This is a genomic window from Thalassospira sp. HJ (genome assembly GCF_000948415.1).
GTDB lineage: Bacteria > Pseudomonadota > Alphaproteobacteria > Rhodospirillales > Thalassospiraceae > Thalassospira.
The window spans coordinates 129,013-150,045 of the sequence record NZ_JYII01000010.1 but is presented as its reverse complement, the minus strand read 5'-3'; the positions used below and the strand labels follow the sequence as shown (position 1 = coordinate 150,045).

General features: G+C 54.7%; 20 protein-coding genes. 9 read left to right on the top strand and 11 right to left on the bottom strand.

The genetic code is table 11. The annotated features are described in order from the left end of the window. Positions 1 to 67 precede the first annotated feature (67 nt). Positions 68 to 1,024 (bottom strand): bifunctional riboflavin kinase/FAD synthetase, encoded by a 957-nt coding sequence (locus UF64_RS06185; protein ID WP_044828194.1) that lies wholly within the window; start codon positions 1,022 to 1,024, stop codon positions 68 to 70. Positions 1,025 to 1,163: 139 nt separating this feature from the next. Continuing rightward, positions 1,164 to 1,601: a MaoC family dehydratase gene (locus tag UF64_RS06180; RefSeq protein ID WP_044827746.1), complete on the bottom strand. Its 438-nt coding sequence runs from the start codon at positions 1,599 to 1,601 to the stop codon at positions 1,164 to 1,166. 499 nt (positions 1,602 to 2,100) lie between these two features. Here UF64_RS06180 and UF64_RS06175 point away from each other — a divergent pair, with 499 nt between their 5' ends. Further along, entirely contained in the window at positions 2,101 to 2,892 is a 792-nt protein-coding gene (locus UF64_RS06175; RefSeq protein ID WP_044827745.1) for a methyltransferase domain-containing protein, read from the top strand. Positions 2,893 to 2,899: 7 nt separating this feature from the next. On the opposite strand, the gene UF64_RS06170 is transcribed toward UF64_RS06175, so the two are convergent. After that, the gene (locus tag UF64_RS06170) at positions 2,900 to 3,691 is read right to left on the bottom strand and encodes a sterol desaturase family protein (protein WP_044827744.1); all 792 of its coding nucleotides are present in this window, start codon (positions 3,689 to 3,691) and stop codon (positions 2,900 to 2,902) included. A 220-nt stretch (positions 3,692 to 3,911) separates the two neighbouring features. On the opposite strand from UF64_RS06170, the gene UF64_RS06165 reads away from it, so the two are divergent. From UF64_RS06165 to UF64_RS06150, 4 genes are all read left to right on the top strand, one after another. Continuing rightward, on the top strand, positions 3,912 to 4,898 hold the full coding sequence (locus UF64_RS06165) for a M23 family metallopeptidase (protein WP_235284979.1): 987 nt from the start codon (positions 3,912 to 3,914) through the stop codon (positions 4,896 to 4,898). A gap of 120 nt (positions 4,899 to 5,018) precedes the next feature. Further along, positions 5,019 to 7,448, top strand: a complete 2,430-nt coding sequence (locus UF64_RS06160) for an EAL domain-containing protein (RefSeq protein WP_044827743.1) — start codon at positions 5,019 to 5,021, stop codon at positions 7,446 to 7,448. A 535-nt stretch (positions 7,449 to 7,983) separates the two neighbouring features. Then, on the top strand, positions 7,984 to 8,310 hold the full coding sequence (locus tag UF64_RS06155; protein WP_044827742.1) for a hypothetical protein: 327 nt from the start codon (positions 7,984 to 7,986) through the stop codon (positions 8,308 to 8,310). A gap of 59 nt (positions 8,311 to 8,369) precedes the next feature. Further along, entirely contained in the window at positions 8,370 to 9,233 is an 864-nt protein-coding gene (locus tag UF64_RS06150; RefSeq protein ID WP_044827741.1) for an NUDIX hydrolase family protein, read from the top strand. A gap of 93 nt (positions 9,234 to 9,326) precedes the next feature. Here the strand turns inward: UF64_RS06150 and UF64_RS06145 are convergent, their stop codons facing one another. From UF64_RS06145 to UF64_RS06135, 3 genes are all read right to left on the bottom strand, one after another. Beyond that, positions 9,327 to 9,809 (bottom strand): hypothetical protein, encoded by a 483-nt coding sequence (locus UF64_RS06145; protein WP_044827740.1) that lies wholly within the window; start codon positions 9,807 to 9,809, stop codon positions 9,327 to 9,329. Between the two features lie 113 nt (positions 9,810 to 9,922). Then, positions 9,923 to 10,384 carry a methylmalonyl-CoA mutase gene (locus UF64_RS06140; protein ID WP_044828192.1) on the bottom strand — a complete coding sequence of 154 codons (462 nt, stop codon included), beginning with the start codon at positions 10,382 to 10,384 and terminating at the stop codon, positions 9,923 to 9,925. 126 nt (positions 10,385 to 10,510) lie between these two features. Next, complete coding sequence (locus UF64_RS06135; protein WP_044827739.1) at positions 10,511 to 11,173, bottom strand: NnrU family protein; 663 nt, start codon at positions 11,171 to 11,173, stop codon at positions 10,511 to 10,513. A gap of 198 nt (positions 11,174 to 11,371) precedes the next feature. Between UF64_RS06135 and UF64_RS06130 the strand changes: the two genes are divergently transcribed. Further along, the gene (locus tag UF64_RS06130) at positions 11,372 to 11,812 is read left to right on the top strand and encodes a GcrA family cell cycle regulator (protein ID WP_044827738.1); all 441 of its coding nucleotides are present in this window, start codon (positions 11,372 to 11,374) and stop codon (positions 11,810 to 11,812) included. 101 nt (positions 11,813 to 11,913) lie between these two features. Here the strand turns inward: UF64_RS06130 and UF64_RS06125 are convergent, their stop codons facing one another. Beyond that, positions 11,914 to 13,875: a bifunctional 2',3'-cyclic-nucleotide 2'-phosphodiesterase/3'-nucleotidase gene (locus UF64_RS06125; protein ID WP_052657466.1), complete on the bottom strand. Its 1,962-nt coding sequence runs from the start codon at positions 13,873 to 13,875 to the stop codon at positions 11,914 to 11,916. A 153-nt stretch (positions 13,876 to 14,028) separates the two neighbouring features. Further along, positions 14,029 to 15,297 (bottom strand): MFS transporter, encoded by a 1,269-nt coding sequence (locus UF64_RS06120; protein ID WP_152630617.1) that lies wholly within the window; start codon positions 15,295 to 15,297, stop codon positions 14,029 to 14,031. Positions 15,298 to 15,452: 155 nt separating this feature from the next. Here UF64_RS06120 and UF64_RS06115 point away from each other — a divergent pair, with 155 nt between their 5' ends. Then, the gene (locus tag UF64_RS06115) at positions 15,453 to 16,253 is read left to right on the top strand and encodes a helix-turn-helix domain-containing protein (protein ID WP_082049567.1); all 801 of its coding nucleotides are present in this window, start codon (positions 15,453 to 15,455) and stop codon (positions 16,251 to 16,253) included. Positions 16,254 to 16,278: 25 nt separating this feature from the next. On the opposite strand, the gene UF64_RS06110 is transcribed toward UF64_RS06115, so the two are convergent. Beyond that, the gene (locus UF64_RS06110; RefSeq protein WP_152630616.1) at positions 16,279 to 16,899 is read right to left on the bottom strand and encodes a hypothetical protein; all 621 of its coding nucleotides are present in this window, start codon (positions 16,897 to 16,899) and stop codon (positions 16,279 to 16,281) included. A gap of 217 nt (positions 16,900 to 17,116) precedes the next feature. Beyond that, positions 17,117 to 17,512 carry a hypothetical protein gene (locus UF64_RS06105; protein WP_152630615.1) on the bottom strand — a complete coding sequence of 132 codons (396 nt, stop codon included), beginning with the start codon at positions 17,510 to 17,512 and terminating at the stop codon, positions 17,117 to 17,119. Between the two features lie 493 nt (positions 17,513 to 18,005). Here UF64_RS06105 and UF64_RS06100 point away from each other — a divergent pair, with 493 nt between their 5' ends. Both UF64_RS06100 and UF64_RS06095 read left to right on the top strand, forming a co-directional pair. Further along, positions 18,006 to 19,049, top strand: coding sequence for a helix-turn-helix domain-containing protein (locus UF64_RS06100; RefSeq protein ID WP_082049566.1), 1,044 nt, complete (start codon positions 18,006 to 18,008; stop codon positions 19,047 to 19,049). A gap of 134 nt (positions 19,050 to 19,183) precedes the next feature. Continuing rightward, a complete protein-coding gene (locus UF64_RS06095; protein WP_044827734.1) occupies positions 19,184 to 20,125 on the top strand; it encodes a DMT family transporter in 942 nt (313 codons plus the stop codon). 8 nt (positions 20,126 to 20,133) lie between these two features. On the opposite strand, the gene UF64_RS06090 is transcribed toward UF64_RS06095, so the two are convergent. Continuing rightward, entirely contained in the window at positions 20,134 to 21,027 is an 894-nt protein-coding gene (locus tag UF64_RS06090; RefSeq protein WP_044827733.1) for a ketopantoate reductase family protein, read from the bottom strand. Between the last annotated feature and the right edge of the window lie 6 nt (positions 21,028 to 21,033).

Below are 21,033 nucleotides of genomic sequence, written 5' to 3'. Positions count from 1 at the left end.
CCCCGGAGATCTCGCGAACGCCAATCTTGCGAAAAGCGCGCGGATCATAGCGGGTTCGTCAACAAATTCAAATCTTGCCGAGAATATCATTGGCAGTGATCACATCTGCTGCGATCTGGGCCTTCAGGGCATCAAGCCCATCGAACTTCCGTTCCCCACGGATAAAGCCGTGCAGACGCACGCGGACCCGCCGGTCATAGATGTCCTGATCAAAGTCAAAAAGGTGCGCTTCAAGCCCGGCATCGTCATCGCCGCCAAAGCTTGGCCGCACGCCGATATTGGCGACTCCGGGCACCCAGCGCTCAACGGTTTTGCCATCTGTTTCGGAAACCAGTCCAAGTTCGACGGCATAGACACCGAATTTCGGGCGCAGATGATTACCCAGTGCGACATTGGCGGTCGGAAAACCGATCGTCCGACCACGTGCATCGCCATGGGCGACAATCCCGGCGATTTCCCACGGGCGCCCCAAAAGATGTTTAGCATCTTCCGGGCGGCCTTCACGCAGTGCCTGACGGATCGCGGTCGAGGAATAGACAATGCCATTGTCATGGGTAACAGCGGTCACCGCCGTCACACCGAAACCGGATTTCTCGCCAATCGCGCGCAACAGATCAACGTCACCTGCCCGGCCCTTGCCGAAACAGAAATCCCAGCCAACCACGACATGTTTGGCACCAAGGCCGCTGACCAGAACGCGCTCGATGAATTCTTCGGCGGTCATGGCGGCGAAGTCGCGATTGAATTCGACCTCATAGAACAGGTCGATATCAATGCTGCCGGCCGCGGTTTCGCGATCCTCGGCCGAGGTCAGGCGAAATGGCGGGTCATCGGCACGAAACAGCATACGCGGATGGGGTTCAAAGGTCAGGATGGCAAGCGGCGCACCGAGATCGCGGGCAATCGCGCGGGCCTGATCCAGAAGCGTTTGATGCCCCAGATGCAAACCATCGAAATTGCCGATCGCCACAACGGCGCCGCGCGCATCATCGGTCAGGTTCTCAAAAGATCGAAAAACGCGCATTCGCGCCGGTCTCTCTTTGCTGCGTTCCATGCCTGCCGACCTTTTATCGGCAAATCCAGCAGGCAGCTATATAGGGCGCAGGCCCGAAGCGTAAAGACTTTTCCGAGAAAAAAGCGCTGCTTTCCCGCCTCAGCCTGCCTTATCCGCGTGAGGGCACCATGACCGTTGCTTCACCGGTGATCACGCAGCGATCCCCGACATAGCAATTGGTTTCAAGAATGGCGCGTTTCTTTTCCGCGATGATTTCACGAACCGTCACCCGTGCCGTCACGGTATCACCAATGCGAACCGGCGCCTTGAATTGCAGGTTTTGCGAGAGATAAATCGTGCCCGGTCCCGGCAGGCGGGTACCAAGAACGGTGGAAATAAACCCGGCGGAAAGCATGCCATGGGCAATGCGGCCTTCAAACATCGTGGTTTCGGCGTAATCCTGATTAAGGTGCACCGGATTGGTATCGCCGGTGATACCGGCAAACATCACAATGTCGGTTTCAGTAACTGTCTTGCCATAACTTGCTGACAAGCCGACCTCGAGATCTTCGAGATACAGCCCGTGAAGTCCGTCGCGTTCGTTCATTTCCTTGGAACCCCTTGCCTGTTGCGCGGTCGCTTACACTGCAGATGTCGCGCTTATGATTATTTTGCAATGCAATATTTGTAATTTTATTGCGCATTTTTCGAAATGAGCAATGCCTATTTCGTCGAATGGCCAATTGGCCAGGGTCCAAACTCATTCACATAATCGTCCCGGTCTCCCGGATTTGTGCGGATATGCGAAGCAAAATCGCAGGAAGATATCCATCTTTCAAGATTTTGCGACAAAGTAGCCCGTGCAAATCCGGGTGATCCGAAGGACAACTGATATGAGAGAAAGCCTCTGCGTCAAATCCCTTGACCGGGGAAGCCCCCGGTCTGCGGCATTTTCCTAGCTTTTTCTCTCATATCAGTTGCCGGGGCGGTCATGTGAATGAGTTTGGACCCTGGCGCTTGAAATTGTCAGAAACCGGGACATATCAGGGCATGGCCATCTGGCACCAAATGAAAATAAATCAAACAAATTTGAGGAAGCGCCCCGGATGAACAACACGATTGCCGACACCTATGAAATCGCCATGGGTCGATGGAGCCGACGCCTGTCGCGCAGTTTCCTTGATTTTGTTGCCGCCCCATCCTGCGGAGCGCTGGTTGATGTCGGCTGCGGCACCGGCAGCCTGACGTTGGCTGCGGCAAACCGGTATCCCGATGCGCGCGTTGTCGGCATCGACCTGATCCCCGATTACCTGACGGATGCCCTGCGCGAAGAAGCGGCAAATATCGAACTCAAGACCGGTGATGCATCGTCCCTGCCCTTTGACGACAACAGTTTTGATACCGCCTGTTCGCAGCTTCTGATCAATGATCTGGAAGACCCGGTGAAGGCTTTGGGCGAAATGGTGCGCGTGACCAAACCTGATGGCCGGGTGGCCGCATCGGTATGGGACCGTTCGGGCGGGCTGACCTTTATCCGGCTGTTTCTCGATGCCGCTGCCATTTTGGCGGGGGTGGAGGGTGAAAAGCTCCGCGAGGAGATTTTTGATGTCCCCTACAAGGACGAAGACGATCTTTATGATCTTTGGTCGGATGCGGGTTTGCGCGACATTGATACAACCACCTTGGCCGTGCGCATGGACTTCATAGACTTTGATGATTACTGGCAATCGCTGATGGGCGCGCACAGCCTGATCCGCACTTTCTTTAACCGGCAATATGCCGACATGGCCCATGAAATTCAGCAGGCCACCCGACTGGCCTATCTTGGTGGCAAGACCGATGGGCGCCGGTCACTGGTGGCATCGGCGATGGCGGTGCGCGGGGTGGTTCCGGCGTAAGCCCTGATCAGCGACGCCCGAACGGCATCCACAAAACACCGAGCAAACTTTGACTGTCCTTGTCGCGGAATTCTTCAAGGCCGATCTGCATGTCGTGATCATTGACCCGGGTGTGATCGATGTAGCTGACAAACAGGCGATCCCAGACAGACAGGATATTGCCGTAGTTGCTGTTGGTTTCCTTCATCACACTGGAATGGTGCACCCGGTGCATATCGGGTGTCACGACCAGCATGCGCAAGGCGCGATCCAGGCTTTTGGGCAGATGCACATTGCCATGGTTAAACAGGGCAAAGCCGCTAAGCATGCTTTCATACACCACCACCGCCCACGGATCGGCCCCGATCATCAGAACAAAGAACGATTTATAAAGTGCGGATGCGACGATTTCGAACGGGTGAAACCGCACAGCGGTCGAGACATCAAATTCGGTATCGCAGTGATGCACCCGATGGAACCGCCAGAAGATCGGCACGATGTGAGTCAGGCGATGCTGCCAATAGATCGCGCAATCGAGAATAATGATGGTGACGAGGCCTGACAGAAGCGCCGGCAACCCGGCAATATTATTCAGGCCCAAGCCATTGGCTTGCGCCCAGATGGCCGTCGCGATCATTGCTGCACCGATGGTAAAGCGTGTTAGTGCAGCGCTCAGCAACAACAGACCAAAATTGGTCAGCCAGCGCATGGGACGGCGCACGGCTTCCTTGGGCCGATAGGGGGCCACGGCCTCCCACAAAGCCATAACCGCCAGAATGGCGGCAAAGATGCCCAACCGAAACAATCCGCTCTGATCCATTTCATCCTGCCTTGCGCGATGAGATCGTGTTCATATTTGCCATCTTGAAGTGATAGCGGAAAGCGCAATCTACAAACAATATCTTGCACGTCGCAGCCTGATCACCTTTATGTTAGAGAAAGGTGATTCATACAAGAACACCAAAGTGCAGTGACCAAATTCGAAAACAGGGGGCCTTATGCCAGAACGATCAGGATCTATTCGGACACTTTTTCTTTCGGTGTTCGCGACCCTATCCTTTGGCAGCACCGCTTTTGCAGATGGCCCACCGTTCGATTTGCCGATCGTATGTGAAGGCAATACCTGCGATATCGTGCATTACGTTGATCACGATGCAGGTCCGAACATTCGTGACTATGCCTGTGGCACCACGACATATGATGGCCATCGCGGTACTGATTTCGCCATTCCCGATGAAGCAACCATGCTTGACGGCGTTCCTGTCCTGTCGATTGCGGACGGGACGGTGGTTGCGCTGCGCGACGGGGTCGAGGATATCGACTCTGGCCGGATCGCCACCAGCAGCCTGGAAGGCATTGAATGCGGCAATGGCATCCTGATTGATCACGATAATGGCTGGCAAAGCCAGTATTGCCATCTGCGCCGTGGCTGGGTCGCGGTCAAACAGGGCGACCGGGTCAGCCGGGGGCAGGTCATTGGCCGCATCGGCATTTCCGGTCAGGCCACCTTCCCGCATTTGCATTTCAACCTGCGCAAGGATGGCGAGCTTGTTGATCCGTTCAGCGGCACCACCATGGGGGCGAGCACCTCAAACGATTGCAGTGTTGAGAACGCAGCCCTTTGGTCAACGACCGCACGCGCGCAGCTCACCTACAATGAAATCACGCTTTATGGTCACGGGTTTTCCATGGCACGCCCGAATGCATCTGACCTCAAGCGCGGCTATGGCAAGGATCAGCAACTGCCAAGCACCAGTCCAGGGCTTTATTTCTGGGCTTATCTGATCGGGGCTAATGACGGTGACGTCATCCGCATGAGCCTGCAAACCCCCGATGGCAAGGGCGGTCATCGTGACTTTGTCATTGATCTGCCCAATGATGCCGGCCCGCGCGCAAAGTGGTTCTTCATCAACATGGACCGCCCCGGAAGCAATTGGCCAGCCGGGACCTATCACGGGGAGATTACCTTTACCCGTGGTGACAGTACCCCGCGCATGATTGGCCAAAGCGACGTCGTCATCCGTTAGAAACCAAAACGCGAAGGATCCATTTTGGGTTGCTTCGCGTACAAAGGCCGAATTAAAATTACACCAGTAAAATGTGATAGTATTTGAAACTATTACATAAATTTTTAAATCGGCTCGTTAATGTACAGAATTTATGACTGCCTGGCCCACCAGCACGACATCGTGCTGGTCCTTGTTGCCCTTCTGATCGGACTGGGCGGCATTCATACCGCATTCAATCTGTACGCACGGGCCTGCATTGGCCGCCTGCGCCAGAAAATCGCATGGCTGTTCCTGACCGGGGTTGTGACCGGTGGCGGCATCTGGGCCACCCATTTCATCGCAATGATGTCCTATGACCCAACGGTTCCCGTTGGATATGAACCGGTTGAAACGGCGGTTTCACTGGCGATTGCGATTGCAGCAACCACCATCGGCTTTGCCATTGCGTCGGTCGGCGGGCCGCATCGATTGATGTCGCGGATCGTCGGCGGACTTGTTGTCGGGCTTGGCATTTCGGCGATGCATTTTACCGGCATGTCCGCCATCAGCGTTCCCGGTGTGATCAGCTGGCACATGGACATCGTGATTGCGGCTATCGTGATGGGCGCACTGTTCGGAATTGTGTCGCTTTGGCTGGTTGGTGCGGCACAAACCGAACGCCAGAAACTGCTGGGCAAAGCCAGTTTGACCATAGCCGTTGCGACCATGCATTTCAGCGCAATGGGTGCACTGATCATTACCCCCGATCCGACCGTTCCTGTCCCCGAACAGCTGATTTCGCAAGAATATCTTGCCGTCGGCGTTGCGGTGGTTGCAGCCATTCTGATCGCGATTGGCTTTGTGACCGCCCTTGTCGACCGCCAGCTTCGCGATCATGTCAGCAACCACATGCGCATACTGGGCGATTCCGCGATCGAAGCACTTGTCCTTACCCAGAATGGCCGGGTGATTGATGCCAATGACAGCTTCCTGAAACTGGGCGGGGTCAGCCGTGCGGAAATCCTTGATTGCGATTTTCTAAGCGAATGGCTTTCGGCCACGCCGGCTGCCTTCAAGTCGGGCGAGATCAGCTATGCCGAGACCAACCTGTCCTGGACCAATAACAGCGAAATCCCGGTCGAAGTCGTGCGGCGTGAAATCCCCGCAGATGAGATATCGGATGCGACGGTGATCTTCGGTCTTCGTGATTTGCGTGAACGGCGCGCGGCCGAACATCATATCCGCTTCCTCGCCGAACATGATTCGCTGACCAAACTTCTGAACCGGACAACCTTTAACGACCGGTTGGCGGCCGCCCTTCAGAAATCCGATAAAACCGGCACGCCCGCCACCGTGATGTGCATCGATTTCGATCACTTCAAGGAGCTTAATGACAGCTATGGTCATATTGCCGGGGATCATGCCCTGCGCGAACTGGGTGAACGGCTGTCGAAGCTATTTTCCGATGATGTCGTCATTGCGCGCGTTGGTGGCGACGAATTTGTCACCCTGCTCCAACATAAAGATGGTGCGGATGAGGACGACGTGATTGCGCGGTCGCGCGACGTTGCCCAGCAGATCCTTGATTGTGTCGCCATCCCGGTCTTCATCAATGCCGAACACCGCGCCAAGCTTTCCTCAAGTATTGGCATCGCCCATTACCCGACTGACGGCAATGACGGCGAAAGCATCCTGTTCCATGCCGACCTGGCGATGTATCGGGTCAAGCAATCGGGCGGCAATGACATGGTGTTCTATTCCCCCGAGATGGACGAGGAATACCGCTTCAAGCGCCAGCTTTCCTCGAACCTGCGCAACGCGATGGAGAACGGCCAGCTGGAACTGCATTACCAGCCGCAATGCCAGACCGATGGTCGTGTAATCAATTCGTTTGAAGCCCTGCTGCGCTGGACCGATCCGGAAATGGGATCAATCCCGCCGGGCCGCTTCATCCCGATTGCCGAGGAAACCGGCCTGATCGTGCCGCTGGGTGAATGGGTGCTGAGAACCGCGTGCCTCGAAGCTTCGCGCTGGAAAAACCCGCTGGGCATTGGTGTAAACCTGTCGGCTGTGCAGCTTCAGAAGCATGAACTGCCGGAACTGGTTGCCGAGATCCTTGAAGAAACCGGCCTTGATCCGAAGCGCCTTGAGCTCGAAGTCACCGAAACCGCACTTATTCATAATCCGGCGCGCTCGATGAAGATCCTGTCTGACATCAAGAAACTTGGTGTGCGGATTGCCATGGATGATTTCGGCACGGGCTATTCATCGCTCGCGACTTTACAGAACTTCCCGGTCGACCGAATCAAGATTGATCAGTCCTTTATCAAGAAGCTGGTGAGCAACGATCAGGCCATTGCGATTGTCCGTGCGGTCATAAATCTCAGCCGTGATCTTAATCTTGATGTGATTGCCGAAGGCGTCGAAACCGACGAGCAGGCAAGCTTCCTGACCGATCATGATTGTCGTTCGGTACAGGGTTATAAGTACGGATATCCCAAACCAATCCGCGATTACTGGCACGTCGTAAACCAGGGCGAAACCGCAGAAACCCCGGCGAATCGTGATAGCGGCATTGAAACCGTCTGATCGCGAGCAGCCCTGAGAAGCGATACAGAAGCGCAAGCAGGAAAGGCCGAGCCAATTTGTGACAAAACAGCGATCAAAAACGTGACCTTTTCCATGAGGTTGAAAGTTTTTTGACGTTTTTTGACTCTGAACTCTTGTAACTCGGGCTTTTGCCTGCCTATATTTGACGTGTGCCGAGAGCGGCACATTGCCACTACCTGTCAGAAGACGGAGTAAACATGATGAATAAGCGCAAAGCCGTTGCAATCGCCATTGCCCGTGAACAGCAGATCGCCCGTTCGATGGAAATCCTGTTCGCTGGTACGATTCTGGCCGTCATCGCATCGCTTCTGGTCATCTGACTAGGCTTCCGCTTTCGTCATTTGTGTCCCCATTCAAACCTTTCGGTTTTGAAGAGACCCTTCTTTAAATAGCTTCATGACACACCACAGCATTCTTTCGGTCATCATTGCGCGAATTATCAGCCCGGTTGTCTAAGGACACCGGGACGTATCTGTTCGCCTTTTTGATGTACTGAATATCTGTGAGCATTGTCATGACCGATCATGCATTTGCTGCGTCCACACAAGACGCACATACCCCCAAATCCGTTTACTGTTTTTCCGTTCACGCCGCTGCCGAACCGGACGTGATGCCGCGTGTCCTGGAACTGTTTGCCAAGCGCAACCTTGTTCCGGCCAGTTGGCATTCCATCGTTGCAGATGGCCTGCGCGGCTATGAAGAATTGCAGATCGACATCCAGGTCCAGCAACTTGAAACCAAGGTCGCCGAACATATCGCCCGCTGCCTGCGACAGATCATTCACGTGAATACGGTTCTGACCTCGGAAAAGGGCTATTCAAACTCCGCACTTAGCGCGTAGGCTGTCCGGGCAAGGGCGCTGCAGCAAATCGCAGCGCCCTTGCCGACAGGAGTTCCGAATTGGCCTATCTTGATCACATCCACGCTTGTAACAACGCCAATCTGTCACGCTATGCCCGCTTTCGCATTGGCAACCTTCCGGTCGGTGCCATCCGGTCAGAGTTTGCCACGGCCCTCACCGGGCTGGGTGACAGTTTCATCCGCGATGAGAACGGCGAATACGGGTTTGGTCCGCATATCAAAACCGTTGATCACCGCAACCAGATCCTGATCGATGCCACGGAAGCCCTTTGCGAACAGGGCGTGATCAAGCGCCTGCACGGCGAGAAGTTTGATATCCGCAATCGACTTGCCGATGATCCGCTATGTCAGCTTGACCGTTTTGCCATGCCCTATTTCGGCTGCCGGTCATGGGGCGTGCATATGAACGGCTTTGTTCGCAAGGCGGACGGCATTCACATGTGGATCGCCAAACGCGCACAGGACAAACCGACCTATCCCGGGATGCTCGACAATATGGTCGCGGGTGGACAACCGACCGGGCTTGGCTTTCGTGAAAACATGATCAAGGAATGCGCCGAAGAAGCCGGCATTCCGGCAAGCTTGGCTGAAAACGTCATCGCGATCGGCACGGTGTCGTATCTGTATGAAACCAGCGAAGGCCTGAAGCCCGACATCATGGTCAATTTCGATCTGGAATTGCCCGACGACTTTGTCCCGCATTGCGCCGATGGCGAGGTCGAGCGCTTTGACCTTCTGCCCATCGCCGAGGTGGCCGAGATGGTCCGCACCGGCTTTGATTTCAAGTTCAACTGCGCGCTGGTGGTAATTGATTTCCTGATCCGCCACGGGTATCTCAGCGCCGATAACGAGCCGTCCTATGGCGAACTTGTCACCGGCCTGCATCGCAGCCTTGAGCCTTAATCCCCGTACCGCCGCTTTCTGATCGCGGCGAACAAAAAGGCACCAACCCGACCGGGTGGTGCCATCTGTTTTTTCGGCTATCGACCTTGCGGTTTACTGACGCGGCGTGTTCGGTCCACCCATCAGGGCACCAACCGCCATGACGGTCAGTTTGGCACGAAGATCGGGATCAAGCTTATCAAGATCGCCTTGTTTGCTGCGCAGCGCCTTGACCGCTTCGGCAATCAGTTCCTGACGGCGTTCGTCCTCGGGCGTTGAGATCTTGCTTTTCTTTTTGCCAAGCTTGGCATCGGCGGCATTCAATGCCTTCATGATTTCGGTATGCGGGGCGTCGGCCTGTTCGGTCAGGGTTTCAGCAAGGGCAAGCGCGCGGGCTTCTTCAAGCGACATGCCCTCGTCCTGATGGGCAAGGGCGCGGTCTTCGATACGGCGTGCCTGACGTGCCTGGCCGGCGGTCTTTTCCGCCGTCGCACTGTCGCGCACATGAAGGGATTGTGCGTCATTATATGCCTGAATCGCATCCCGGCCTTTTTTGCCGACAAAGACGCGCATCAGCGTTTCCTTGAGCAATCCCATCCATTCATCCCTTGATTAAACAGCCCGTCCTGGGGTGCAACTATTGTGCATCATTATGCGCCCAAAGGGTTTCCAAAACATTGCCCCGCTTTTACCCGGATTTTATCAATGTTCTAAATATGTTGTGCAACCCGGCCTTCTTCAACTGCCAAAATATAGTCAATCAGCGCTTCGCAATCGCTTGTCTGCAGATGTTCAAGATCACAGACAAACTCAACATTGCCAGCCGCCGGATCATCGGCATGGCCAACAATGCCGACTTTGACATATGCAGCATCAAGCGCATCAAGTGATGAAATCAGATCGGCGACACTGACCCGGTCTTCGGACGTCAGGGATGTTCTGATCAGAACGAGCATATCCGCATCACAATCAATCACCTGCCGGGCAATGGATTGCGCATCGGAATGACGCGGGGCGACATCCACATCAAACCCGCCATCAGCAAACAGGGTTGCGACATGTTTGTCGTGCTTTTCTTCGACGGAGGATGCAGTTGCCAGCAAAAGCCGTGGGTGGCGGCCTTCCATTTCGGCAAATTTGGCCAGACTGCTCGCAAGTTGAGGAGACGTCATGTTACCTCGCTTGAAACTGCCCTTTGCCATCCAACACGGCAAAGCGGCCAGCGCAGATGCCCTGCGCCGTGCCCCACAGTATCCCTGTCAAAGCCTTGCCTGACAAGCGTTGCAATAAGAAGTGCGTTACCAGCCCGCCATCATGCGCGGATCCACGCCGATCACATGGCCATGCCCGCCAAGCAGAATGACATAAAGAATGATACCGGCCAGAAGGTCCTGCCAGCGAACAGCACCGCGTAGCAAGCCGGACGGCGCAAACCGCCGGGTCGCCCCCAGCCAGATCGCGCGTTGATCCGGCGCGACATCCCGCAGACGGATTTTTTCCATCCGCCAGAAACCGATCAGGGCAAAAGCTGCACTGCCACCAAAGAACAGGACCGCGACCAGATCACCATTGGCAATCATGTGCCCGATGCCCCAGATGATCATGCCGAGCAATAGCGGATGTCGACAAAACCCGTTGATGCCGGGCGTTGCCGGGTCAAACCCGGTTTTTCGACCGATCGACAGCGGACAGGGTTGAAGAATGGCACAGGCCCACAAAATACAGGCAGGCAACATCACAACAACAAGAAGCTGTGCCTGCCAGGTTTGATGGTCCCAGAGCAAAAACGACTCCGCGACCAGAACCTCGTGAACCACCCAGCCAAACAGGAAAATCGACAGGATCGAGAAGCCGACAATATAGGGGCGATAGCCGATGAGACCGACAAGCCTTGCGCGCAGCAGGCCGGGTACAATGTGGCCTGCCAGGAAAACCGCAATGGCAATGAAAAACCCGGTCAAAACACGATCCCCTCTTTACATTGTGGCTTCAACATGCAAATTGCCCTGTTCGCGCAGACGGGACGGGATGCGAATCTCCAAGACCCTTGCGTTACACGATATTAGGCGATACCTCTGTATCCCTGTTTGACATCGAACAACAAGCCCTTGCCGTGGAATACTTCGACGGCAGACAAAGAAATACGGAATATACTCGAAATGAGCTGGACGCCGGAAAAGATTGAATTGCTGACCTCGCTCTGGAATCAGGGCTGGACGACGGCACGCATCGGTGAGGAACTCGGCGTCGGCAAGAATGCCGTCGTTGGCAAGGCACATCGCCTTGGGCTGCCCAAGCGCCCGTCCCCGATCCAGCGCCGTGCAGAGGAAGCAGAACAGAAAAAGGCACCGGCCCCCAAGCAGCAGACCAAAGGCATTTCGATCTTTGATCTGGGCCCGGGCATGTGCCGTTGGCCGTTTGGCGATCCGGGTGATGATGATTTCCATTTCTGCGGCAAGAAAATCGTGCCAAGCAAGCCCTATTGCGACGAGCATTGCGCGCAGGCTTACCTGAACGGCAAGAACCCGCGCGAAGACAATCCCCCTGCACAGCAGGGCGGCGCTGGCGGCAAAGGCCCGCAGGCAGCCAACAAGAAATAACCTGCTTTCATTCGGGTACGTTCCCGGAAAGCTGTGAAAAGCAAAAAGCCGCCCTGATATCGGGCGGCTTTTTTGTATTTGATGATTTCGGCTGTATCCCGTTACCGGGTTTGCAGCACGTATTTGGCAAAGCCTTCCGCGTCTTCGCCAACGAAGCTAATATTATCGGGTGCATTGATCGCCGAGGATGCCTTTGGGCTGGTCACAAAGGTGACGTTGGATGCCTCGCCAATTGGGGCGAAGGTCCAGTTGCCATCGGCCTGCGGATCAATTTCCTTTTCGGTCAGGATATAGTTGGCAAGCACCGTGCGGTTTTCATCAGGTGCCTCGACAATGATGGTTGATCCATCAAGCCCCGGGAAGTTACCGCCACCGCCGGCGCGATAGTTGTTGGTCGCAACGACAAACTTCTGATCGGCGGTGACAGGTTTGCCCTCGAAATTCAGATTAACAATGCGATGGCTATCGGCATTGATCACCTCGCCCGCCTTGTTATAGCGCGCTGGCTTGGTAACATCGATTTCATAAGTCACCCCGTCAATCACATCATAATTATAGGTCGGAAAATCCGGATTGAGCAGCGCCTGTTCTTCGCGGCTATTCGGGTCAATCTGATTGAACTGGCCAGCTGACATTTCAAGCCATTCACGCACCTGATCCCCATCAAGCAATACCGCACGCACGGTGTTGGGATAGATATAAAGATCGGCAACGTTTTTAAGCGCAATCTGGCCTTCGGGGATGTCGGTGAAATAGTCCGGGCCGCCGCGACCACCGGCCTTGAACGGCGCACCGGCTGACAGGACCGGGATGCCATCATATTCCGACCCGTTCAGGATTTTCTCGAGATACCATTTCTGGGCATTGGTCACGATCTGGATCGACGGATCGTCGGCCACCAGTGCAAAGAAGCTGTTGATCGGGGCGGAAGTTGTGCCGACCCCTTCACGCATATAGGCGATGGTTGCTTCGTGCTCTTCCTGGACGGCAGCAATGATTTCCGGATCGGCTTCAACCAGCGCGGTCACGGTGCGGCCTTCGCGCTGATAGATCGGACGCGCATCAGACAGGCTGTCGGTAACACTCCATTCGCCGTCATCGGTGACATTTAGCGTCAGGTCAATCACCCCCAAATGACTGCCCCAGAAGCCCGGCATCACTGCAGCAACACCATTGATCGTACCCTTGGCAAGATCAACACCGTCCAGATCAGCAAAGTTTTCGGACGGGAATACCGTATGGGCATGGCCAAACAGGATGGCGTCAATGCCATCGACCTCGGACAGGTAATAGGTGGCGTTTTCTTCCATGCCGTTGCGCGCCATGGTCGATAGACCCGAATGCGGAACAGCGATGACGATATCCGCCCCCTTTTCGCGCATTTCCGGAACGTATTTTTCGGCCATTTCGATGATGTCCTTGGCGATCACCTTGCCTTCAAGGTTGGCCTTGTCCCATTGCATGATTTGCGGCGGGACAAACCCGATCACGCCGACCTTAGCCTTGTGCACCTTACCGTCGCTATCGGTGAATTCCCGATCCAGCAGGACATAGGGATCGAAATACGGCTTGTCGTTATCAGGATTGCCATCGCCGTCATCGACAAAGACATTGGCGCTGACATAGGGGAAGTTCGCACCAGCCAGCGACTTGCCAAGAAAATCGAGGCCATAATTGAATTCATGGTTCCCGATATTGGCAGCATCATAATCAAGCAGGTTCATCGCCTTATAGACCGGATGAACATCGCCATCCTCAAGACCACGTTCCTTGGCCATATAATCACCAAGCGGGTTGCCCTGGATCAGGTCACCATTATCGATAAAGACAACGTTGTCGGCTTCACGGCGCGCGGTCTTAAGCAAGGTCGCGACCTTTGCCAGACCAACCGTGTCAGACGCGCCATCGCGGTAATAGTCATAATTGACCAGATGCGTGTGAATGTCGGTGGTTTCGAGAATACGCAGCGATACCGTGCTATCGGCCAGGGCCGTGCTGCTTACGAGTGCCAGTACCGTTGAAATCGCGGCAATGCGGGCAGCTCTTTTGTCAAAATATGCCATTGGGCCCTATCCCTGCTTATGCGTGAAACTGCGAAACTGTAGTCCCGTTTAAGTGGCGGGGTTTTGAAGATTTTGCGAAAAAGACAAGGCAAACACAAACAGAAACGCCTGCCGCAATCGGCAGGCGTTTCTGATCTTGAACAGTTCGGCCAATCAGGCAGGCTGCAGGGTGGTTGACTTGTAGCCCCGTACAACCTCATTGCCCGGTTCCGGATCATGCGGAACGTTAAGCGCCAGAACGAGTGACACAAAAGCCATGGCAGCGCCGGCCAGGAACACCGCGCCCGGTGAGATCAGCCACAGCAACCCGAAGGCCGCCGGAATGAAGACAGCCGCGATATGGTTGATTGTAAAGCTGACCCCGGCGGTCGAGGAAATATCAGCCGGATCGGCGATCTTCTGGAAATAGGTCTTGATGGCGATCGCCAGTGCGAAGAACAGGTGATCAATCACATAAAGCCCACCGGCCAGAACATGGTTTTCAACAAAGGCGTAAGAGACGAAAACAATGAACAGGCCTGCATATTCAAATACCAGTGCGCGACGTTCGCCCCATTTGCCGATCATCTTGCCGATCTTGGGTGCCAGGAACATGTTGATCACGTGGTTCACCAAATAAAGCAGGGTGATGGTGGCTGCGTCATATCCAAACTTTTCCACCATCAGGAAGCCGGCAAAGACGGTAAATATCTGACGGCGTGCGCCACTCATAAAGGTCAGCGCGTAATACAGCCAATAGCGTTTGCGCAGGATCAGCTTCTTGGTTTGCGGATGGGCATCGGAGAATTTCGGGAAAGCTCCCCAGACAAATAGGGCTGCGATGATCGTTAGCGCCCCACCCAGCAGATAGACATAGCGATACTCGACATCAAAGACTTCAAGCATCACCCAGACAATGCCAAACATCACCAGCGACGAGATCGACTTGGCAGAAAGCTGCCGCCCCATCACCATCGCCGTGCGGTCCTTGCGCACCCATTGCAGGGACAAGGCCTGCTGCATGGTTTCAAAATAGTGGAAGCCGATCGACATCAGAACCGTCGTGCAATAAAGCCCGATCACGGTAGGGAAATAGCCCGAGATCGCAACACCAATGCCAAGCACCAGCAATGAGATAACGGCAAATGTCTGTTCGCGCAGGATCAGCAGGACAAAGATCGCGGTAAAGGCAAGAAAGCCCGGAATTTCGCGCAGCGACTGCAGGATACCGATCTCGCGCCCGGTGAAATCGGCCATCTCGACCGAGAAATTGTTCAAAAGCGCCATCCAGGTCGAAAAGGATAGCGGCATGGCTGCCGCCATCACGATCAGCAGAACTTCCGGATTGCGCCATCCCTTATAGACCGGGGCTGTGGGCGCGCTGTTGGCATCACCAAGTGGGGCGGCGTGATTGCTGGCCTCCGGCATGATTTCCTTGGACATTTTATCTCCCGGGACAGGGTCGCTTTGGTGGCGATGACCGTGTCACATCTTGTGCGTTTTGGAATGCGACCAAGTTAAACCTGTCTGATCCGTCTGTCTTGCGTTAATCTGCCATCATATATCGCAATCAAGACAGTTTTGAATGTCAGCGCATCATGGTTCATATCCTCAACACCTTTGACGGGCGTCCGGAACATCATAACAAGGTCCCGCGCCCCCGTGAGTTGCCGCGCGCGGTATATGTCCGGGTTAGTGACATGCCGGCTGGCTACCACGTTGCGGCACACAGCCATGACTGGAACCAGCTTTTATATGCGCTGGAAGGCACCATGACCGTGGTGACCGAAGCCGGGATGTGGATCGTGCCGCCGCAAAGGGCAGTCTGGGTGCCACCCCATACACAGCACGCCGTGACCTGTGCCGGTTTTACCCGGGCGCGTCACCTTTATATCGGGCGGGATGTGGCAGCCAGCCTGCCTGATCGTTGCATGGTTCTGGAAGTCAGCCCGCTTTTGCGCGAACTGATCCGCGCGGCAACGGAAATACCGGTCGAATATGATGAGGATGGCGAGGAAGGTCGTCTTATCCGCGTGCTGCTGGATCAGATCAAGGCGCCTGATCAGGACAAGCTTCACCTGCCCGCCCCCAAGGATGCCCGCTTGGCGCGCATTTGCGATCATTTGCAAGGCGACCCGGCCGATAACCGTACGCTTGAAGATTGGGCGAAGATTTGTGGCGCGTCGAGCCGAACATTGGCACGCCTGTTTCAGCGCGAAACCGGCATGCCATTTCGCGAATGGCGGCAAAAGCTTCGCCTGCTGCACGCTTTGGAAAAGCTTGCCAATGACCGGCCAGTAACCGAAATCGCCCTTGATCTGGGATACGAAACCCCGTCGGCCTTTATTGCGATGTTTCGCAAGGCCACGGGGCGCACGTCGGGCGGATATTTCCGTTAAGGCCGGCTTTCGTCAAATCGGGGACCTAGTTTTTGTATCTCGTCACAGGTGATTTTGGCGGCAAAATCTCGTGCTCAGGTTCGAGATAGGTTCCATAGCACTCAGTGACATTAAGATGATCTGGCCGCGTTTTCTGCCCACTTGCGCACATGTTGTGAAGCTGAACCATAAATTCCGATGACCAACCGCTGCGGTTCTGTGACGAATTTTGGTCTTTCTTGTTGGCAAACGTATCATTGCTGAGACGCTCAAGGCGCTTATCGGCTTTGAGTGCAACCGCCCCGTCATGGCGCATCACCCGCAGACCTTCGATAAAGGCCATCATTTCCATCACTGACTTCAGCATTCTGAAGCTGTCTTCGAAGGTTCGCGTTACTGCGACCGATGCTTCGTCAATGTAATCGGAAAAAAAACCGTCAGCTCCGGATTCAAAAGGCTCATCGTCGTGAGTGTCACTTTCGACCAGATACTGCCATGCCTGATGATTTGGCTCATTCACGCGACGTCCGGGAAGAATGTGGCTACTTGGCCCCCAGTCGCGGCCTGGACCACGACAATTGGCTTCTCCCTTCCGGCGTGCCGGATGTGGTATACAAGACATCATCTCTAACCCCAGAGAACAATATAAAGCTTCACTGATATTCATGTCCTTACATGAACGCAGATCTTCCCACTCTGTGAACGGACATGTGTCTTATTATTGCGCATAATTCTACTTTGGACTTTATTGTCGTAATGCACAATTCATCCAAATAGATATGCAAATCATCCAGAAAATGGACGAAATGCACTTCTAAAACGCTCTGACACTGTTTCTCGGCACTGCGGATGGTGCGCCTCGCGCGCCATCCGGCTTTGGAAAACTAGCTTCGCAGTGTTTCCGACCGGTCGGTCAAAGATTTTGTGTCATTTACTGGAATGATGGTCGCGCCAAACAGCCTTGCACTTTCACGCCGGATCGGATCCGGGGTCCAGTCACGTTCAAACATGCACTGCATATCTGCCAGAACACAGGGAGCCCAACCCGTTTTGACCTCGGACTGCGCCGACGCACTTTGGCCCTCACCGCCGACTTTACCGGAATCGTCCTTGACTGCGGACAATACCTTGTCATTAGCACAGGACCGGATGCCCTCAAGCACAAGGATCATCCGCGCAAGCGGCGCAAGTGTATCGCAATCAGGTCCGCCAAATCCCGCATTGGCGAATTTGGATGAATTGTCGCTCTGAGCTTTCGCTTCAGGTGCCTTTGACGGCATTGCCCTTTCCGCGCGATCACGATCACGTTTTTCCGTGCGCGATTTTGGTCGCGCTGACGGCACCTCAATAAGGTCCATATTCTCCCCCAGAGAAAATATCACGTCACACTGATAGCACCGACCCTCGTTATTTTATTCTGTTCACGGGACGGGCGAGTTTTTTTATAGGTCTAACATGGTGAATGCAGTCCCGATGTACGAGGCGTCCAAAAGAATATGCATATCGTCCAAAATTGATCGGTTATGGCAAGCCAAGCAGCTAGTTGGCTTGTTCTTTTGGCTAGGGCCAACACTGCCAAGCTATTGACGTTACGAAATACTCGCATTTTTGGACTTATTTATAGGCAACACTATACTTTTTGGACTTTGACGGATAGGAAGGACTAGTCATATCATACAAAACTTATGGAGTTGTTCGACCTTAGCGTTCGACACCAGAATTGACCGGCGCAAGTAGCGTTGTTTGCTTTTAAAGCAAAACCGGGGATCAGGCATGACAGACACACCACAGAACACTCACACCTTTTTTACGGTCAATGACCTTCCGATGTCGGTGCGTTATGACATCTGGAAAAGCAGCATTGATTGCATCTTTGATGTCGAAACAGTTCCCGACATCCGCAAGAACGATTTCCATGCGACACTGGATGCCGATCTGATGGGCTCGATGATGCTCGCCCGGACAATCAGCAAACATCAGTTCTGGAAACGCAGCCCATCGGCAATCGCAGCTGATGGCATGGACCATTATATGGTTCAGTATTTTCATGGCGGGGGCATGTCGTCAGAAGAAGGCAAGGACGGCGGAAGCCTTGCCCAGGGCGGGTTGCTGTTTCAGGACCTTTCACAGGTCGCAACGGCCGTCACGACAGATTTCGACAACCTTGTCATGATCTTCCCCCGCAAGCTGCTTGAGAACCGCCTGACCCTTCCCGAAGATCACAATATGCGGTTTCTAAGCCCGCGTGATCCGATGGTGCGCATTCTTGCCAGCATGATGCTGTCCTTTAAGGAAAACGCACATTCCTTCAGCCCGGAACAGGCCAGCGTCCTTGAAAACAGTTTTGTCGAAGTCCTGGCCACCTGCCTGAACGCGGCCCATGGCGGAACATCGGAAACGGCCCATCAAAGACAAAACCTCGAAACCATGGCCCTGATCCGCCAGTACTTCCGCAAGAACTTCAAATCCCCGGATCTGACACCGGACCGCGCAGCGCGTGAATTGGGTATTTCGCGGTCCAAGCTTTATCAGTTGATGGAAGATCACGGCGGGGTTTATCGCTTCATCCGGGATTTGCGCCTGCGCCATGCTATGTCGTTGCTGGGCTCGCCGGCTGAACGCAACCGGTCACTTTATGACATCGCGCTTGAATGTGGCTTTGCCAGCGACACAAGTTTCATCCGTGCGTTTCGTGAAAAGTACGATATGACGCCGGGCGATTTTCGCCGCAATGCGCAGGCCGTGCGGAAAGGCATTCCGGATGCCAGCGACGAAGAACGCGATACCCGCTATGAAAAATGGCTGCATTCCCTGTAATGCTAACGACTTTAGAGCCAGTGCATTGAATTATCATGCAGTCAGACATGAAAATTTATCAGTATTGCCCTTTCTGAACTTGCGATACTCCTGAACGCAGGTCAGATGACCGGCCACCATTCGGGATAAACGTGATGAACAGCTTCTGGTCTGGAATTGGGTTACGCCTTGCCGCGACCGGATTGTTCGGGGTGATGAACCTGCTTGTCCGCTTGGCGTCATTCGAAGCCCCGACCGGCCAGATCGTCTTCTGGCGCAGCAGTGTCGCGCTGATCCCGATTGTGCTTTATCTGATGTGGCGCAATCAGTTCCCCAGAGCCCTTCGGACCAAACGCCCGCTTGGCCATTTGAAACGCAGCACCTATGGCTGTATTTCGATGTTTCTGGCGTTCGTGTCACTGGCGTATCTTCCGCTGGCGCTGGCCACCGCCCTTGGCTTCCTGGCCCCACTGATCCTGATCCCGGTTGCGATAATTACGCTTCGTGAAAACCCAGGCTGGCTTGTGATCGGTGCGACCATTGGCGGTTTTGCCGGTGTGTTCCTGATGCTCTGGCCGATGCTGTCCACACCGGGACTGGATCACAACACCCTGATCGGCATCGGGGCAGGTGTAGCCTTTGCGATTACCACTGCCTTTGCCAAGGTGCAAATCAAGGCGCTGACGACCACGGAGCCATCCGGCACGATTGCCTTTTACTTTGCGGTGATCTGTTCCATCGGCGGTCTTTTGACCATCCCGTTTGGCTGGGCGCCACTTTCAGTAGACAATATCGTTTATCTAATTGGTGCTGGCATAACGGGTGGCCTCGCCCACATCGCCATGACCGAGGCACTTGCACGGGCCCCGGCGTCGACCCTTTCGGCGTTTGAGTATACCGCCATGATCTGGGCGATCGTTCTTGATCTTGTCGTCTTTGGCGTCCTGCCCGCACCGATCAGCCTGATGGGAGGCGTTTTCATCGTCGCCGCCGCCGCATTGGTGATGTTTAACGATCAGATCGTTGCAGCAGTTGCCCGCAAGTTCAAAAGATCACCCGAAGGCGCAACCGAACCGGCAAACTCCCCGGCAGAATAATCAGGCAATTACGCCGATTTGGTTTCCTGCAATTTGGTCAGCGCATGCAAGGTCAGATTGGTCGGGGTTGCGATCCCAAGTTCCGTCCCTTTGCACACGATATAGCCATTGAGAAAATCAATCTCGCTTGCTTTACCGCGCGCCAGATCCTGTGCGGTCGAGGAAAACTGACCGGGCATGGTTTCAGCGATCTTTTCAATCGCGCCCCAGACATCACCCGGCACAGTCACACCGCACCCCTTGGCAACCGCCAGACATTCATCAACTGCGTTGCGCATGACATCCCAAACGCCAACACCCTGAACGATTTCGCCATAGGGACGCTGGGTAATCGCCGAAAGCGCGTTATAGGCACAATTCAGGATCATCTTGGCCCAAAGGGCACCGGCAGCATTTTCGGAAACCTCGACCGGGATTTTCGCCGGAACCAGCGTATCGACCACGATCTGGCTTTGCGCGGACGGACCAATCACAAGCTCACCGCGCCCATGATGTTTGACATGGCCCGGCCCGCCCATGCTGGTCGCGACATAGACCACCACCGGAATAACCGGCTGCCCAAGAACGCCACTTAGGCGTTCGGCATTATCCACGCCGTTTTGCAGACTGAGCACAATGGTATTGGCGGACAGGAACGGTTTGATCTGTTCGCCCGCCTCGATCGTGTCGGTGGATTTCACACAAAACAGGATCATTTCCGCGCCCGCAACACCGGCGGCATCGGTATCGCCCGTGACAGCGACATATTCCTGTGACGATCCGAAATCGAGCAACAAGCCATCACGGTTCATGGCCTCGACATGGTTGGGACGCCCGATCAGGGTAACGTCATGACCGGCCCGGGCCAGCATCGCCCCGTAGTAGCATCCAACCGCCCCGGCACCCATTACCGCAATTTTCATCGTCGC